The sequence below is a fragment of the Streptomyces sp. NPDC098101 genome, from assembly GCF_044760185.1.
In the GTDB taxonomy this organism is placed as follows: Bacteria; Actinomycetota; Actinomycetes; order Streptomycetales; family Streptomycetaceae; genus Streptomyces.
The window spans coordinates 412,948-427,927 of sequence record NZ_JBIWAS010000001.1; the positions used below are offsets into that span (position 1 = coordinate 412,948).

Genomic DNA, 14,980 nt, shown 5'->3' on the forward strand with positions numbered 1-14,980 from the left:
CGAAGTACCGACCTCCGCGACTTCGGTAGCGACCCGGCCCGCCGATGCCCGGCCGGGCGCCCCGGCTGCGTACATTGCGGACATGACCCGCACGGACCGGCAGCGCTGGCTGCTCCCCTCCCACCTGGTCGAACCGGGCGGGAGCGGGGCGGCCCGGCCCCGTCGTACCGTCCGCGACTGGATCGTGGACACCTCGCTCTTCCTGCTCGCCGCCCTCGTCGGGCTCGTCGCCGCCGACACCAGCGCGCAGTACACCAGCGAGCCCGTCATCCTCTTCGACCAGCTCGCCGGAGCCCTCGCCTGCTGCGCGCTCTGGCTGCGCCGCCGGTGGCCGGTCGGGCTCGCGGTCGCCCTCTCCCTGGCGAACGTGGTGGCGCCGGTCGCCGCAGGCGCCCTCCTCGCGAGCCTGTTCAGCGTCGCCGTACGCCGTCCCTTCCGGGAGGTCGCCTGGATCTGCGCGCTCGCCGTCGCCACCTCGGTCGTCCAGGTCTTCCTCCGCCCCGACCCCACCACCAACCGCACGCTCTCCCTCGTCCTGGGCTTCGTCCTCGTCCTGCTCGTCACCGCCTGGGGGATGCTCGTCCGCTCCCGGCGCCAGCTCGTCGAGGCCCTCAGGGAGCGCGCCCGCCGCGCCGAGGCCGAGGCCGAGCTGCGCGCCGCCCAGGCCCAGCGGCTCGCCCGCGAGGCCATCGCCCGCGAGATGCACGACGTCCTCGCCCACCGGCTCACCCTGCTCAGCGTGCATGCCGGAGCCCTGGAGTTCCGGCCCGACGCCCCGCCCGAGCAGATCGCCCGCGCCGCCGGAGTCATCCGCGACAGCGCCCACGAGGCCCTCCAGGACCTCCGCGAGATCATCGGCGTCCTGCGCGCCCCCGACGAGGACGGCGAGGGGAACCGGCCGCAGCCCACCCTCGCCACCCTCGGCGCGCTGGTCGAGGAGTCCCGCGAGGCCGGCGCGGAGGTCGTCCTCGACACCACCGTCGACGACCCGGCCGCGGTCCCCGCCGCCACCGGCCGCACCGTCTACCGCATCGCGCAGGAGGGCCTCACCAACGCCCGCAAGCACGCCCCCGGCACCCCCGTCACCGTCACCGTCCGCGGCCGCCCCGGCGAAGGGCTCACCGTCGACGTCCACAACCCGGCCCCCGCCGGACCCGTCCCGCACGTCCCCGGCTCCGGCCAGGGCCTCATCGGACTCACCGAGCGCGCCGCCCTCGCCGGCGGCCGCCTCGCCCACGGCCCGGCCCCCGACGGCGGGTTCGCCCTGCACGCCTGGCTACCGTGGCCCCCATGACCATCCGGCTGCTCATCGTCGACGACGACCCCCTGGTCCGCGCGGGCCTCACCCTCATGCTCGGCGGAGCCGACGGCCTGACCATCGTCGGCGAGGGCGCCGACGGCCGGGACGTCCCCGAACTCGTCGCCCGGCACGCCCCCGACGTCGTCCTCATGGACATCCGGATGCCGCACGTCGACGGCCTCACCGCCACCGAACTCCTGCGCGCCCGGCCCGACGCCCCCGAGGTCGTCGTCCTCACCACCTTCCACGCCGACGAACAGGTCCTGCGCGCCCTGCGGGCCGGAGCCGCCGGCTTCGTCCTCAAGGACACCCCGCCCGCCGAGATCGACGCCGCCGTCCGCCGGGTCGCCGCCGGGGACCCCGTCCTCTCCCCGGCCGTCACCCGCCAGCTCATGACCCACGTCGCGGGCCGGCCGGGGCAGCCCCGGCGCGCCACGGCGGCCGACCGGCTCGCCGGACTCGCCGACCGGGAACGGGAGGTGGCCGTCGCCGTCGGCCACGGCCGCTCCAACGCGGAGATCGCGGCCGAGCTGTACATGGGCGTGCCCACCGTCAAGACGTACGTCTCCCGGATCCTGGCCAAGCTCGGCCTCAACAACCGCGTCCAGATCGCCCTCCTCGTCCACGACGCGGGCCTCCTGGACGAGGAGGAGGGCGCGTAGGACGGCCCTCGGAGGAACACCCCTCGCCGGACCGGCCCGCCCCCTCCCGGGCGTCAGCCGGAGTCCCCCACCCGCACCGGCCGCCGCTCCCGCCGCGAGCGCTCGCACGCCTCCGCGATCCGCAGCGCCGCCAGGGCCTCCCGCCCGTCGCAGGGATTGGGCGCCGCGCCGCGCGCGAGCCGTACGAAGGCGTCCAGCTCCGCCTCGTACGCCGGGGCGAACCGCTCCAGGAAGCCGGGCCACGGCTTCTCCGGCGCGGGCGGCCCCTGCGGCTCCACCGAGACGAGCGGGGTGCGCTCGTCCAGGCCCACCCCGATCTGGTCCCGCTCGCCCGCCAGCTCCATCCGCACGTCGTACCCGGCGCCGTTGCACCGGGTCGCGGTCGCCGTCACCAGCGTGCCGTCGTCCAGGGTGAGGAGCGCGGCGGCCGAGGACACGTCCCCCGCCTCCCGGAACATCGACGGGCCCGCGTCCGAGCCCGTCGCGTACACCTCGACGACCTCCCGCCCGGTCACCCAGCGCACCGCGTCGAAGTCGTGCACCAGACAGTCGCGGAAGAGGCCGCCGGAGAGCGGCAGGTACGCGGCGGGCGGCGGCTCCGGGTCGGAGGTCACCGCCCGTACGGTGTGCAGCCGGCCGAGCCGCCCCGACCGCACCGCCTCGCGGGCCGCCCGGTAGCCCGCGTCGAAGCGGCGCATGAACCCCAGCTGGAGCTCGGTGCCCGCCGCCGCCACCGCGTCGAGCGCGGCGAGCGTCCCCGGCACGTCCAGGGCGATCGGCTTCTCGCAGAAGGCCGGCAGGCCCGCCCCGGCGGCGCGGGCGATCAGCTCCGCGTGCGCCGCCGTCGCCGAGGCGATCACCACCGCGTCCGGGGCGCTCCCGAGCAGCGCGGTCACGTCCGGCGCCGCCTCCGCCCCGAGCGCCTCCGCCACCCCGGCCGCCCGCGCGGGATCCGCGTCCGTGACGACCAGGGACCCGACCTCCGGGTGCCGGGCCAGCACCCCCGCGTGGAAGCTCCCGATCCGTCCCGTACCGATGAGTCCGATGCGCATGGGCCCACCGTGGGGGTGCCCGTACCCCCTGTCAAGGCAGGCCAGGACAGCGGGCCGCCCCGCCCGCCCGCACCCTCCCGCCGTCGGCTTCCCGTCCTCCGCACCCGGGACTACGCTCCCCCCTCGCGCCCCCGGCGGGCGACCCGGCCGCCCCGGCACCGGGCCCCGCGGCGAGCCTGCCGACCCGCATGACCGATACTGCAATGCACGCCTGCAATGCGTGCAAAGGACACAAAGGAGGGCACGGCCTCGTGACCAGGCTTCGGACAGGAGGGGTACGCGCCGCGGTCGGCGCCGTGCTCGCACTCGCGCTGACGACGGCGCTCGCCGGATGCAGCAGCACCGGCGGCAAGCGGGCGGAGGACGCCCGCAAGGCCGCGCAGGCCCAGGGCAGGGCGGCCGTCGACACCCCCCGCTGGACCTTCGCGATGGTGACCCATTCGGGCGACGGCGACACCTTCTGGGACATCGTCCAGAAGGGCGCCCGGCAGGCCGCCGTCAAGGACAACATCAACTTCCTCTACGCCCACCACGACGAGGCGCAGCAGCAGGCGCAGCTGGTCGACTCGTACATCGCCAAGGGCGTCGACGGCCTGATCGTCACCCTCGCCAAGCCCGACGCCATGAAGGCCGCCGTCGAGAAGGCCGTCAAGGCCGGCATCCCGGTGATCACCGTGAACTCCGGCGCCGAGCAGTCCAAGGCCTACGGCGCCCTCACCCACATCGGGCAGGACGAGACCGTCGCGGGCGAGGCCGTCGGCGAGGAGCTCGACCGGCGCGGGAAGAAGAAGGCGCTCTGCGTCCTGCACGAGCAGGGCAACGTCGGCCACGAGCAGCGCTGCGCCGGAGCGAAGAAGACCTTTGGCGGCGAACTCGTCAACCTGTACGTCGACGGCACCAACATGCCCGACGTGAAGGCCTCCGTCGAGGCCAAGCTCCAGGCCGACAAGGACGTCGACGCCGTCGTCACCCTCGGCGCCCCCTTCGCCGACACCGCCGTCCAGGCCGCGAAGAGCGCCGGCAGCAAGGCCGAGATCGACACCTTCGACCTCAACGCCAAGGTCGCCACCGCCCTGAAGGCCGGCACCCTCGGCTTCGCCGTCGACCAGCAGCCCTACCTCCAGGGGTACGAGGCCGTCGACCTGCTCTGGCTGTACCGCTACAACGCCGACGTCCTCGGCGGCGGCAAGCCGGTCCTCACCGGCCCCCAGATCATCACCAAGGAGAACGCCGCCGACCTCGTCGCCTACGCGGATCGGGGCACCCGATGAGCTCCACCGCCCCGCCGTCCGGCATCGACCACGTCGACGAACGCCTCCTGCGCACCACCCCGCTGAAGAAGCTGCTCGCCCGCCCCGAGCTGGGCTCGGTCGTCGGCGCGGCCGCCGTCTTCGTCTTCTTCGCGCTCTTCGCCGACAGCTTCCTGCGCGCCTCCAGCCTCGGCACCGTCCTCTACGCGGCCTCCACCATCGGCATCATGGCCGTCCCCGTGGCCCTCCTGATGATCGGCGGCGAGTTCGACCTCTCCGCCGGCGTCATGGTCACCAGCTCCGCGCTGGTCTCCTCGATGTTCAGCTACCAGATGACGGCGAACGTCTGGGTCGGCGTCGGCGTCTCGCTGCTCGTCACCCTGGCGATCGGCGTCTTCAACGGCGTCATGCTGACCCGCACCGAGCTGCCCAGCTTCATCATCACGCTCGGCACCTTCCTCATGCTGACCGGCCTGAACCTGGGCCTCACCAAGCTGATCAGCGGCACCGTCTCCACCAAGACCATCGCCGACATGGAGGGCTTCCCCTCCGCCCGTGCGCTCTTCGCCTCGCAGCTGACCCTCGGCGGCGTCGAGTTCAAGGTCACCATCCTGTGGTGGTTCGGCCTGGTCGCGCTCGCCACCTGGATCCTGCTCCGCACCCGCTTCGGCAACTGGATCTTCGCGGTCGGCGGCGGCGCCGACGCGGCCCGCGCGGTCGGCGTCCCCGTCCACCGCACCAGGATCGGCCTCTACGCGGGCGTGGCCTTCTGCGCCTGGGTCTCCGGCCAGCACCTGCTCTTCTCCTTCGACGTCGTCCAGTCGGGCGAGGGCGTCGGCAACGAGCTGATCTACATCATCGCGGCCGTCATCGGCGGCTGCCTGATCACCGGCGGGTACGGCTCGGCCATCGGCTCGGCGGTCGGCGCCCTGATCTTCGGCATGACCAGCAAGGGCATCGTGTACGCCGAGTGGAACCCGGACTGGTTCAAGTTCTTCCTGGGCGCGATGCTGCTGCTCGCGACCCTCCTGAACGCCTGGATCCGCAAGCGCGTGGAGGCCACCAAGTGACGACCGGCACCTCTGTGACGACCGAGCCCGCGCCCCTCGTCGAGCTCGACGACGTCAGCAAGTACTACGGCAACATCCGCGCCCTCGAAGGGGTCTCCCTGGAGGTCCGCGCGGGCGAGATCACCTGCGTCCTCGGCGACAACGGCGCCGGCAAGTCCACCCTCATCAAGATCGTCGCCGGGCTGCACCGGCACGACGCCGGAACCTTCCGCATCGAGGGCGAGGAGGTCGTCCTGGCCAATCCGCGCGACGCCCTCGACCGGGGCATCGCCACCGTCTACCAGGACCTCGCCGTCGTCCCGCTCATGCCGGTCTGGCGGAACTTCTTCCTCGGCTCCGAGCCGACGAAGGGCCGGGGCCCCCTCAAGCGGCTCGACGTCGCGCTCATGCGTACCACCACCCGCGAGGCCCTGCTCCGCATGGGCATCGACCTGCGCGACGTCGACCAGCCCATCGGCACCCTCTCCGGCGGCGAGCGCCAGTGCGTGGCGATCGCCCGCGCCGTCCACTTCGGCGCCAAGGTCCTCGTCCTCGACGAGCCGACCGCGGCCCTCGGCGTCAAGCAGTCCGGGGTCGTCCTGAAGTACGTGGCCGCCGCCCGCGACCAGGGCCTCGGCGTGGTCCTCATCACCCACAACCCCCACCACGCCCACCTCGTCGGCGACCGCTTCGTCCTCCTCAAGCGCGGCACGATGGCCGGCAGCCACACCAAGGGCTCCGTCACCCTCGACGAGTTGACCCGGCAGATGGCCGGCGGCACCGAGCTGGAGGACCTCCGCCACGAACTGGAACGCCCCCCGGCGACGTAACGGCCCCCGTACACCCCACCTGGCAGAATCGGAGCCGATGAGTACCTACCGTGACCTCGCCCACCGCGGCTCCGCCCGCGGCACCGTGCTGCGGACCGTGGGGACCCGGGAACGGCGCTCCCACCTGACGGCCCCCCGGGTGCCGACCGTCGGCATCGACATCGGCGGCACGAAGGTGATGGCGGGGGTCGTCGACGCCGACGGCAACATCCTGGAGAAGCTCCGCACGGAGACCCCGGACAAGTCCAAGAGCCCCAAGGTCGTCGAGGACACCATCGTCGAACTGGTCCTGGACCTCTCCGACCGGCACGACGTGCACGCCGTCGGCATCGGCGCGGCCGGCTGGGTCGACGCCGACCGGGCCAGGGTCCTCTTCGCCCCCCACCTGGCCTGGCGCAACGAGCCCCTCCGGGACGCCCTCCAGGGCCGCCTCGCCGTCCCCGTCATGGTGGACAACGACGCCAACACCGCCGCCTGGGCCGAGTGGCGCTTCGGCGCCGGGCGCGGCGAGGACCACCTCGTCATGATCACCCTCGGCACCGGCATCGGCGGCGCCATCCTGGAGGACGGCCAGGTCAAGCGGGGCAAGTACGGCGTCGCGGGCGAGTTCGGCCACATGCAGGTCGTCCCCGGCGGCCACCGCTGCCCCTGCGGCAACCGCGGCTGCTGGGAGCAGTACAGCTCGGGCAACGCGCTGGTCCGCGAGGCCCGCGAGCTGGCCGCCGCCGACTCCCCGGTCGCGTACGGCATCATCGAGCGGGTCAAGGGCCACGTCCCCGACATCACCGGCCCGCTGATCACCGAGCTCGCCCGCGAGGGCGACGCCATGTGCGTCGAGCTGCTCCAGGACATCGGCCAGTGGCTCGGCGTCGGCATCGCCAACCTCGCCGCCGCCCTCGACCCCTCCTGCTTCGTCATCGGCGGGGGCGTCTCCGCCGCCGACGACCTGCTCATCGGCCCCGCCCGGGACTCCTTCCGCCGCCACCTCACCGGCCGCGGCTACCGCCCCGAGGCCCGGCTCGTCCGCGCCCAGCTCGGCCCCGAGGCCGGCATGGTCGGCGCCGCCGACCTCGCCCGGCTCGTCGCCCGCCGCTTCCGCCGCGCCAACCGGCGCCGCGTCGAGCGGTACGAGCGGTACGAGCGCTACGCCCAGGCCCTGCGCAGCGGGACCTCGGCCCGGACCGCCCGCACCCCCGAGGACCCCCCGTCGTGATCCCGACCGCCCCGCCCCCGCCTCGCCCGCCGCTGGACCGGATGCCCGAGGACCGCCGGCACATGATCCGCCGCCGCTGGCTGACGGCCGTCATCATCGTGCTCCTCGTCGGCATCCCCGCCGGCTACCTCGTCATCTCCGCGGGCCAGAGCCGCGACAGCGGCCGCGACAAGGAACGCGAGTCCTCGGCGGCGGGCCTCCAGGACAACTGGCCCTCCCAGATGAAGCGCCGGGTCTTCGAGGTCCCGATCCCCGCCGGCGCCTGGGACGTCGCCTACTACGAGACCAGCAACTGGAAGACCAGCCGGCTCTACGTCCGGTTCACGACGACCGCCGCCGGCCTCGACGTCTTCCTCGCCGAGTCCGGCGCCGCCCGCGCCCAGCTCACCCCGGGCCGGATCACCATCAGCGAGCGGGACCGCTCCATCGCCGCCTGGACCTTCCCGGCCACCCCGGCCTGGTCGGGCACCACCGTCACCCGCGAGGAGCCCCGCCCCACCACGGACATCACGGTCGACCTCACGGAACCGGCCTTTCCCCGGGTGTACGCGGTCTCGACGACCAGTCCCTGAGCCCGCGCCCGCCCGCCGTGCCCGCCCGCTCCGCGTGCTGTCGGGGGCGTGATGCCAGACACTCCTGTTAAGGGGGGTCGGCGTGTTCCGCACGGCCACGGTGAGGGTGTTCGGCGTGCTCGATGTTCCGTTCTGGTTGTGGGCGGCGTTCGCCGCGACGGTGGTGGTGTCGCTGGCGGTGGACCTGCTGGCCCACCGCACCGCGCACGTCATCGGCTTCAAGGAGGCCGCCGCGTGGAGCGGTCTGTGGGTGGGCCTCGCCCTGATCTTCGGCGCGGTCGTCTTCCTCGTCCTCGGCACCACCGCCGGAACCGAGTACACGACGGCCTGGCTGCTGGAGAAGAGCCTGTCGGTCGACAACCTGTTCGTCTTCGCCGTGATCTTCGCGTACTTCAAGGTTCCCCGCGCCTATCAGCACCGCGTGCTGTTCTTCGGCGTCATCGGCGCGCTCGTCTTCCGCGGGATCTTCCTCTCCCTCGGCGTGGCCGTGGTCGGCCGTTTCACCGCCGTGCTGTTCGTCTTCGCCCTCGTGCTCTTCTACAGCGCCTACAAACTCCTGAAGGACGAGGAGGAGAACTTCGACCCGGGCAGGAGCTTCGCCGTGCGGATGCTCCGCAAGGTCGTCCCGGTGCGGGACGAGTACGCCGGGGCGAAGTTCTTCGTCAAGGAGGCGGGCAAGAGGGTGGCGACCCCGCTGCTCGCGGTGGTCGCCGCGATCGAGGCCGCCGACCTGGTCTTCGCCGTCGACAGCGTCCCGGCGGTCCTCGCGGTCAGCGACGACGCCTTCATCGTCTACACCAGCAACGCGTTCGCCATCCTCGGCCTGCGGGCCCTCTACTTCATGCTCGCCGGGCTCCTGGACCGCTTCCACTACCTGAGCAAGGGCCTGGCGATCATCCTCGCCTTCATCGGCGTCAAGCTCGTCCTCCAGGCGTCCCACAAGACGATCAGCTCCGACATCCCGGAGATCCCCTCGCCGGTCAGCCTCGCGGTCATCGTGGTCGTCCTGGCGGGGTCCGTGGTGCTCAGCCTCAGAAGGCCTCCTCCCGCGTCCTCGGAGAAGTCCGGTCCCCCCGCCGGTCCACCGGACCGGGACGCCTGACTTCCGCGCGTATAAATTCGGACATACAGTAAAGATATGGTCAAAAAAGAGCGCGAAGTCGACGTGTACGTGTGCCAATCCTGCAAGCAGGAGGTCCCGGCCGTCCTGCACCGCCACAAGACCCTCGGCGTCTTCGTCCCCGTACCCGGCCCGGGCGCCTGCCAGAACCGCGACTGCCCCGACTACCGGCTGGACCCCCGGCACAAACACGCCTCGGACCGGTGAGCGGCGCGGACGCCCCCGCCCCGGGGCAGGGGCGTCAGGTGAGGTCGCGGTGGCGGCCCACCCCGGTGCAGAAGAGGTAGAGCGCGGGCAGCGGAGCGGCGGCGCAGACCGTCCAGAGGGCGGTGTGGACACCGGCGCAGGTGGCGAGGAGGCCGGCGGTGACCGCGCCGAGCGGCAGCGCGCCCCAGGAGACGAAGCGGACCGTGGCCATCACGCGGGACAGCAGCTCCGGGGGCGACTGGGTCTGCCGGTAGGTGCGGGTGGTGATCGAGCCGATGACGCTGCCGAAGGCGAAGCCCGCGTTGGCCAGGGCGAACCAGTACGCGTTCCCCGCCGACGTGGTCAGCGGGGCGAGCAGCAGCAGCGCGCCGCCGGCCAGGTCGGACACGATGACGCCCCGCGCGGTGCCGAGGCGCCCGGTCACCCGGACCGCGACGGCCGCGCCGGCGAGCGCGCCGACCCCGTCCATGGCGAGGACGAGACCGAGCTGTACGGCGTCCAGGCCGGCCTCGCGGACCAGGTAGAGGGGCGTGAGGGCGAGGAGGGCCGCGCTGAGGAAGTTGGCGGCGGTCGCCCAGATCATGCAGGGCCGCATGACCGGGTGCCCGGTGACGTACCGCCGGCCCTCGCGCATCAGCCGGAGCGCGCTCTCGCCGGTGCGGGGAGCGGGGCGGCTCTCGGGAAGGGTGCGCAGCAGCACGGCGGAGGCCAGGTAGCTGGCGGCGTCCACGACGAGCGCGCCGACCGGGCCGGTCGCGCCGATCAGGACGCCGCCGAGGGAGGGCCCGCCGGTGTCGGTGACGGCGTGCGTGCCGGACATGACGCTGTTGCGGGCGGCCAGCTGCCGGGCCGGGACGACGGCGGGCAGGAAGGTCGAGTTGCCGATGTCGAACAGCACCGTCGCCGCGCCGGTGACGAGCGCCGCGCACAGCAGGTGCGGATACGTGAGGGTGCCGAGCCACCAGGCGAGCGGCAGCGATCCGAGCGCCGCGCACCGCACGAGGTCGAGCGCGACCTGGAGCCGGCGCAGCGGCACGCGCTGGGCGACGACGCCGGCCGGGAGGCTGAGGAGCAGCCAGGAGACCTGTCCGGCGGCGGCGAGCAGGGCGACCTCGAAGGCGGTGGCGTCGAGGACGGTGAGGGCGACGAGCGGCAGGGCGAGGGCGGTGACGGCGGTGCCCGCGCCGCTGACCGTGGAGGCGGCCCAGAAGCGCCAGAAGACGTCCGGCGGCGAGGCCTTCCGCGCGTCGTCGCGTCGGTCGTGTTCCGGGACCGTTCGTGTTCCGCCCATCCGGCGCCCACCCCCTGGGTCTAGTCAGTCTCTTTTGGGAACTCACTTGTTCCGGGTGAGTTTCTATCGGGAACCGACCGCATGGCGCAAGATGGTTCCGACGAGCGGTCGCCGTGCGCGGAGGAGGGGGACGCTGTGACGAGGTCGGTGCCCGAGAGGGACGCGGCGTGCGCGATCGCGCAGGCGGCGGCGGTGGTAGGCGACTGGTGGAGCCTGCTCCTGCTCCGGGAGGCCGCGCGCGGACACCACCGGTTCGACGCGCTCCAGGAGGAGCTGGGCATCTCCCGGAAGGTGCTCACCGAGCGCCTGGCGCACCTCGTGGAGACGGAGGTCCTGGAGAAGGTCCCGTACCAGGACAGGCCGGTGCGGTACGAGTACCGGCTGACGGAGCGGGGCCGGGGGCTGCTGCCGGTGCTCCTGTCGATGCAGGACTGGGCGGACCGCTGGGTCTTCGGCGACGGCTCGCTCAGCGGCACCGCCGACGAGGCGGGCGCGGAGGCGAGGCGCGTCGCGGGCCTGGTGGGCGAGCGGCTGCCGCCCCTGGAGCTGCCGGGCCACCGGGACGGCGCGCCGGTGGACCCGGTGGCCGGGAGCGCGGCCACCGTCCTGTTCTGCTATCCGGCGACCGGGGCCCCCGGCCCCCTGCCGGAGGGCTGGTCGGGCATCCCCGGCACCGTCGGCTGCACCCTGGAGAACCGGCTCTTCCGGGACGCGTACGAGGACTTCCGCGCGGCGGGCGCGGAGGTGTACGGCGTCAGCACCCAACGCCCCGACGAGCAGCGGACGTTCGCGGTCGGGGAGGGCCTCCCCTTCCTCCTCCTCTCGGACGTCGACCTGCGCCTCGCCGCCGCCCTGCGGCTGCCCACCTTCCGCGCCGGACAGCTGCTGCGCCTGAAGCGGGCCGTCCTGGTGGTGGACCACGACCGCGTGGTGCGGCACGCCCGCTTCCCGGTGACGGACATCCCGGCCGCGGTGGCCGAGGCGCTGGCGGAGGCACGGCGCCTGACGGCGCGTCCGTAGACCTCCCGCCCGCGCCTACGGACGGCCCAGTCCGGCGCCGACGCCGAGGCGGCGGGCCGAGACCTCCCGCCCGCGCCTACGGACGGCCCGGCGCGTCCTCCGGGCGTACGGGGGACAGGTCCTGCTCCGCCGCCCAGGCGCGCAGCGCGGTCTCGGCCTCTTCGCGGGACAGGGGGCCGCGCTCGACGCGGAGCCGCTGGAGGTGCCGGACGGCCGCCCCCACCGCGGGGCCCTGGGGTATGCCGAGCAGGGCGATGACCTCCTTGCCGTCGAGGGGCACGGGAACCCCGGACAGCCGCTCGCGGGCGGCCCGCTCGGCCGCGGCGCGCTCCTCGGCCTCCCGCTCGACCCGGTCCCTCGCGTGCCACGCGTCGTAGTCGGCCGCGTCGCGGGCCTCCAGGGCGGCCCGGTGCCAGTCCTCCTCGTCCCGTCCCCGGCCGAGCCCCACTTCCGCGAACAGGTCGCGGTGGTCCGGCGCGCCGGGACCGGCCGGCGCCACACCGAGCCGCGCGAGCGCCGCGTTGATCGGCCAGTCCCGCCGCGGACCGCTGAACTCCGAGGCGCGCACCGGCCCCCACTCCCGCACGCCCGCCCGCCACAGGGCGGCGGTCTGCTCCCCGTCGCCGCCCCAGAAGTCCGCCTCCACATGGGCCACCGGCCCGCCCCGCGAGAGCACGCGGAGCACACGCGGCAGATCGCCGCGCAGCGCGGCGGAAAGCGGCAGCAGGCCCATGCGCCGCCCGAGCGGGGCGACCACCGCCCCGGGCACGCCCCCGGCCCGGCTGCGCAAGCGGTCGAAGTCACCCACGACGGCGTCGAGTCGGTACGACATCCGTGCACGGTAGCCGCGTTCCGGCGGAGCCGACCGACCGGGGCCCGTCCGGAGGGCCGGGCCGGCTCCGGGAGCTGCTCGTGGAAGCCGCCGGAGCCCTCGGTCCGGCCGGCGAAGTGGAGTGCGAGGATCCGGTGACAGGGGCGGGCCCGACGTGACGGTGGCACCACGTACAACCCCCCTGCCCGGTCGGGAGTCTGATCGGACGTTCTCGAACAATCGAGCGCTGTCCGTTTCCCCGGGGGGAACCTTGAAGCCCGCACGACCGGCCCGTCACCACGTCTCCGCCGCGATCACCACCGTCCTCGCCGTCACGCTCGGCGCGGGCGTCCTGACCGCACCCGCGACCGCCGCTCCCGCCGCGACCGCCGCGTCCACGGCCTCCGCCGCCCCGGTGCCGTACCCGGCGGGTACGCAGATCGTCATGGCGGGCAGGACCGGCTTCGTCACCAGCGACAGCATGACCCACTCGGGGACCCTGCGCTGGACGCGGTACGCGGACGGCGCGACGACCGAGCTGCCCCGGGGCACCCTCACCGACGTCTGCGACACCGACGTCCTCGTGACGCCCGCCCCGGGCTCCGACGCCTGGGCACCCCGCACGTTCACCCTGCGGGACATGGCCACGGGCGCCGAGCCCGTCGGGGTCGACCTCACCGCGCTCGGCGCGGACCACCGCTTCGCGGGGCTCGCCGGCTCCACCCTGATGGCCCTCGGCACGCGCCCGGACGGGACGCGGGAACTGCTGCTCCTCGACGCGACGGGCGACCCCGGGTCGGCCCGCAGGGTGGCCGGCCTCCCGGCGGACACGCGGTCCGTGTCCCTCGAGGCCTGTACGTCGCCGGGGACCGCCGTCCTCGCGTACTCCACGGGCCCGGACGGAGCCCCCACGCGCCACATGGTCACCCTGGACCTGGCGACCGCGGCGGTGACGGGCCCGACCACGACCGTCGACAGGCGCGGCGTCGCCGGCTACCCCGGGGACACCCTCGCCGTGTCGGAATCCCTCATCGCCTGGCCCGAGTACGCCGACGACCCGTACACGGGAACGCTGGCGATCGCCGACCGCGCCACCGGCCAGGTCCGGCGCGCCCCCCTGATCCGTCGGGGCGAGTACGGGATCAACGTCGGCCTGGTGGGCGACTGGGTCACGTACGCCAGTCCCGACGACCTCCTCAGCCGGGGGAAGACAGAGCCCTTCAGGGCCCGGTCCCTGGAGACCGGCGAGACGATCCCGCTGCTCGCCTACATGTCCTCCGCCGTGCCCGGTCCCGGCGGGACGCTCCTCGTGCGCGGCGGCACCGTCGAGAAGGGCGAGGGCCTCTACCGGATCGCCCCCGGCGGCGACGGCAGGCCGACCGCCGAACTGGTCGCCTCCACCGGTGAGCCCACGAGGCTCACGTACCTCGGCGACGACATGCCCGACGTGTTCGACCTGGACCGCAGCGGCGGCCGGACGCTCCTGAAGTGGAAGCTGTCCCGGGTCAACACCGACGTGTACCTGAAGCTGACCCACCGCCGCACGGGCCGGACGTACGTCCAGGAGTACAAGCCCGACCACCCCCACGTCGGCTTCTTCGGCCAGAACCTCGTCCTGGACTGGTCGGAGAGCCTCGGGTCCCCCACGCCCCTCGGCAAGGCCGCCCCGAACGGCGACTACGACTGGTCGCTGCGGGCCGTCCCGCAGAACGGCATCGGCCCGGAGATCACCGCCTCGGGCAGCTTCGAGGTCGTCCGCACGCCGAAGCCGCACGACCTCGACGACAACGGCGCCCCGGACCTGCTCGCCCGGGACGCCCAGGGCCTGCTGTGGCAGGTCGACACCCAGGCCGGCGGGACCCCCTCGCGTCTCACGACCCCCGACTCCCGCAAGCAGGCCGGACACGGCTGGAACATCTACGACCGGATCGAGTCCGTCGGCGACATCGGCGGCCGGAGCACCGCGGCCGACTTCGTCGCCCGCGACAGGAGCGGCGTGCTGTGGCTGTACTCGGGCACCGGGACCGGCTCCGGCGGGGCACTCGCCGCGAGGACGAGGATCGGCGGCGGGTGGAACACGTACACCCGGTTCACCGGCGGCAGCGACCTCACCGGTGACGGCCGCCCCGATCTCGTCGCCACCGACAAGGCGGGCGACCTCTGGCTGTACAGGGCGAACGGCGGTACGGGCGCCCCCTTCGCCGCCCGCGAGAAGATCGGCCACGGCTGGGGCGTCTACAACCAGATCACCGCCACGGGGAACCTCGGCGGCAACGCTACGGGTGACCTCGTCGCCCGCGACAAGGACGGCGTCCTCTGGCTGTACCTCGGCAGGGGCGACGGCACCTTCGCACCCCGACGGAAGATCGGCGGGGGCTGGAACCAGTACAGCGAGATCGTCGGCATCGGCGACGGCGACAAGGACGGACGCCCCGACCTGTACGGATACGGCCCCGCCGGCACCTCGTACTTCCACGCCGGAACGGGCGACTACAACAAGCCCTTCGCACCCCGCACGTCCAGCGAGGCCCTGATCGGCGAGGGCGCCGGCTACAACAGCGTCTCCTGACGCCGCACGCCCGCAAGAAAGTCGCCCCCGCCCC

General features: G+C 73.9%; 14 protein-coding genes. 11 read left to right on the plus strand and 3 right to left on the minus strand.

Features of this window, described 5'->3' with window-relative positions; all coding sequences use genetic code 11:
* The first annotated feature begins 82 nt into the window (after positions 1-82).
* A complete protein-coding gene (locus ACIQVI_RS01655) occupies positions 83-1,294 on the plus strand; it encodes a histidine kinase (protein WP_351971932.1) in 1,212 nt (403 codons plus the stop codon).
* Positions 1,291-1,962: a response regulator transcription factor gene (locus ACIQVI_RS01660; RefSeq protein WP_351971931.1), complete on the plus strand. Its 672-nt coding sequence runs from the start codon at positions 1,291-1,293 to the stop codon at positions 1,960-1,962. The genes ACIQVI_RS01655 and ACIQVI_RS01660 overlap by 4 nt, the downstream gene beginning before the upstream one ends.
* 53 nt (positions 1,963-2,015) lie before the next feature.
* On the opposite strand, the gene ACIQVI_RS01665 is transcribed toward ACIQVI_RS01660, so the two are convergent.
* Positions 2,016-3,014, minus strand: coding sequence for a Gfo/Idh/MocA family oxidoreductase (locus tag ACIQVI_RS01665; RefSeq protein ID WP_403589864.1), 999 nt, complete (start codon positions 3,012-3,014; stop codon positions 2,016-2,018).
* Between the two features lie 251 nt (positions 3,015-3,265).
* On the opposite strand from ACIQVI_RS01665, the gene ACIQVI_RS01670 reads away from it, so the two are divergent.
* From ACIQVI_RS01670 to ACIQVI_RS01700, 7 genes are all read left to right on the plus strand, one after another.
* The gene (locus ACIQVI_RS01670; protein ID WP_351971929.1) at positions 3,266-4,285 is read left to right on the plus strand and encodes a sugar ABC transporter substrate-binding protein; all 1,020 of its coding nucleotides are present in this window, start codon (positions 3,266-3,268) and stop codon (positions 4,283-4,285) included.
* Positions 4,282-5,334, plus strand: coding sequence for an ABC transporter permease (locus ACIQVI_RS01675; RefSeq protein WP_403589866.1), 1,053 nt, complete (start codon positions 4,282-4,284; stop codon positions 5,332-5,334). Before ACIQVI_RS01670 ends, ACIQVI_RS01675 begins: the two co-directional genes overlap by 4 nt.
* A 14-nt stretch (positions 5,335-5,348) precedes the next feature.
* Positions 5,349-6,143, plus strand: coding sequence for an ATP-binding cassette domain-containing protein (locus ACIQVI_RS01680; protein WP_351971938.1), 795 nt, complete (start codon positions 5,349-5,351; stop codon positions 6,141-6,143).
* 37 nt (positions 6,144-6,180) lie between these two features.
* The gene (locus ACIQVI_RS01685) at positions 6,181-7,356 is read left to right on the plus strand and encodes an ROK family glucokinase (RefSeq protein ID WP_121832477.1); all 1,176 of its coding nucleotides are present in this window, start codon (positions 6,181-6,183) and stop codon (positions 7,354-7,356) included.
* 41 nt (positions 7,357-7,397) lie between these two features.
* A complete protein-coding gene (locus tag ACIQVI_RS01690; protein ID WP_351971937.1) occupies positions 7,398-7,928 on the plus strand; it encodes a hypothetical protein in 531 nt (176 codons plus the stop codon).
* A 115-nt stretch (positions 7,929-8,043) separates the two neighbouring features.
* Entirely contained in the window at positions 8,044-9,030 is a 987-nt protein-coding gene (locus tag ACIQVI_RS01695; protein ID WP_403589868.1) for a TerC family protein, read from the plus strand.
* Between the two features lie 36 nt (positions 9,031-9,066).
* Complete coding sequence (locus tag ACIQVI_RS01700; protein ID WP_403589870.1) at positions 9,067-9,255, plus strand: hypothetical protein; 189 nt, start codon at positions 9,067-9,069, stop codon at positions 9,253-9,255.
* Between the two features lie 34 nt (positions 9,256-9,289).
* On the opposite strand, the gene ACIQVI_RS01705 is transcribed toward ACIQVI_RS01700, so the two are convergent.
* The gene (locus tag ACIQVI_RS01705) at positions 9,290-10,546 is read right to left on the minus strand and encodes an MFS transporter (protein WP_403589872.1); all 1,257 of its coding nucleotides are present in this window, start codon (positions 10,544-10,546) and stop codon (positions 9,290-9,292) included.
* Positions 10,547-10,681: 135 nt separating this feature from the next.
* Between ACIQVI_RS01705 and ACIQVI_RS01710 the strand changes: the two genes are divergently transcribed.
* Entirely contained in the window at positions 10,682-11,566 is an 885-nt protein-coding gene (locus ACIQVI_RS01710) for a winged helix-turn-helix transcriptional regulator (RefSeq protein ID WP_403589874.1), read from the plus strand.
* Between the two features lie 76 nt (positions 11,567-11,642).
* Here the strand turns inward: ACIQVI_RS01710 and ACIQVI_RS01715 are convergent, their stop codons facing one another.
* Positions 11,643-12,398: a hypothetical protein gene (locus ACIQVI_RS01715; protein ID WP_403589876.1), complete on the minus strand. Its 756-nt coding sequence runs from the start codon at positions 12,396-12,398 to the stop codon at positions 11,643-11,645.
* 250 nt (positions 12,399-12,648) lie between these two features.
* On the opposite strand from ACIQVI_RS01715, the gene ACIQVI_RS01720 reads away from it, so the two are divergent.
* A complete protein-coding gene (locus ACIQVI_RS01720) occupies positions 12,649-14,946 on the plus strand; it encodes an FG-GAP repeat domain-containing protein (protein ID WP_403589878.1) in 2,298 nt (765 codons plus the stop codon).
* Positions 14,947-14,980 lie beyond the last annotated feature (34 nt).

Excerpts from the sequence above, each read along its gene's own strand:
- ACIQVI_RS01715 (WP_403589876.1), bottom strand. The coding sequence starts at position 12,398 with ATGTCGTACCGACTCGACGCCGTCGTGGGTGACTTCGACCGCTTGCGC.
- ACIQVI_RS01655 (WP_351971932.1), top strand. The coding sequence starts at position 83 with ATGACCCGCACGGACCGGCAGCGCTGGCTGCTCCCCTCCCACCTGGTC.
- ACIQVI_RS01685 (WP_121832477.1), top strand. The coding sequence starts at position 6,181 with ATGAGTACCTACCGTGACCTCGCCCACCGCGGCTCCGCCCGCGGCACC.
- ACIQVI_RS01675 (WP_403589866.1), top strand. The coding sequence starts at position 4,282 with ATGAGCTCCACCGCCCCGCCGTCCGGCATCGACCACGTCGACGAACGC.
- ACIQVI_RS01700 (WP_403589870.1), top strand. The coding sequence starts at position 9,067 with ATGGTCAAAAAAGAGCGCGAAGTCGACGTGTACGTGTGCCAATCCTGC.
- ACIQVI_RS01705 (WP_403589872.1), bottom strand. The coding sequence starts at position 10,546 with ATGGGCGGAACACGAACGGTCCCGGAACACGACCGACGCGACGACGCG.
- ACIQVI_RS01690 (WP_351971937.1), top strand. The coding sequence starts at position 7,398 with ATGCCCGAGGACCGCCGGCACATGATCCGCCGCCGCTGGCTGACGGCC.
- ACIQVI_RS01665 (WP_403589864.1), bottom strand. The coding sequence starts at position 3,014 with ATGCGCATCGGACTCATCGGTACGGGACGGATCGGGAGCTTCCACGCG.
- ACIQVI_RS01660 (WP_351971931.1), top strand. The coding sequence starts at position 1,291 with ATGACCATCCGGCTGCTCATCGTCGACGACGACCCCCTGGTCCGCGCG.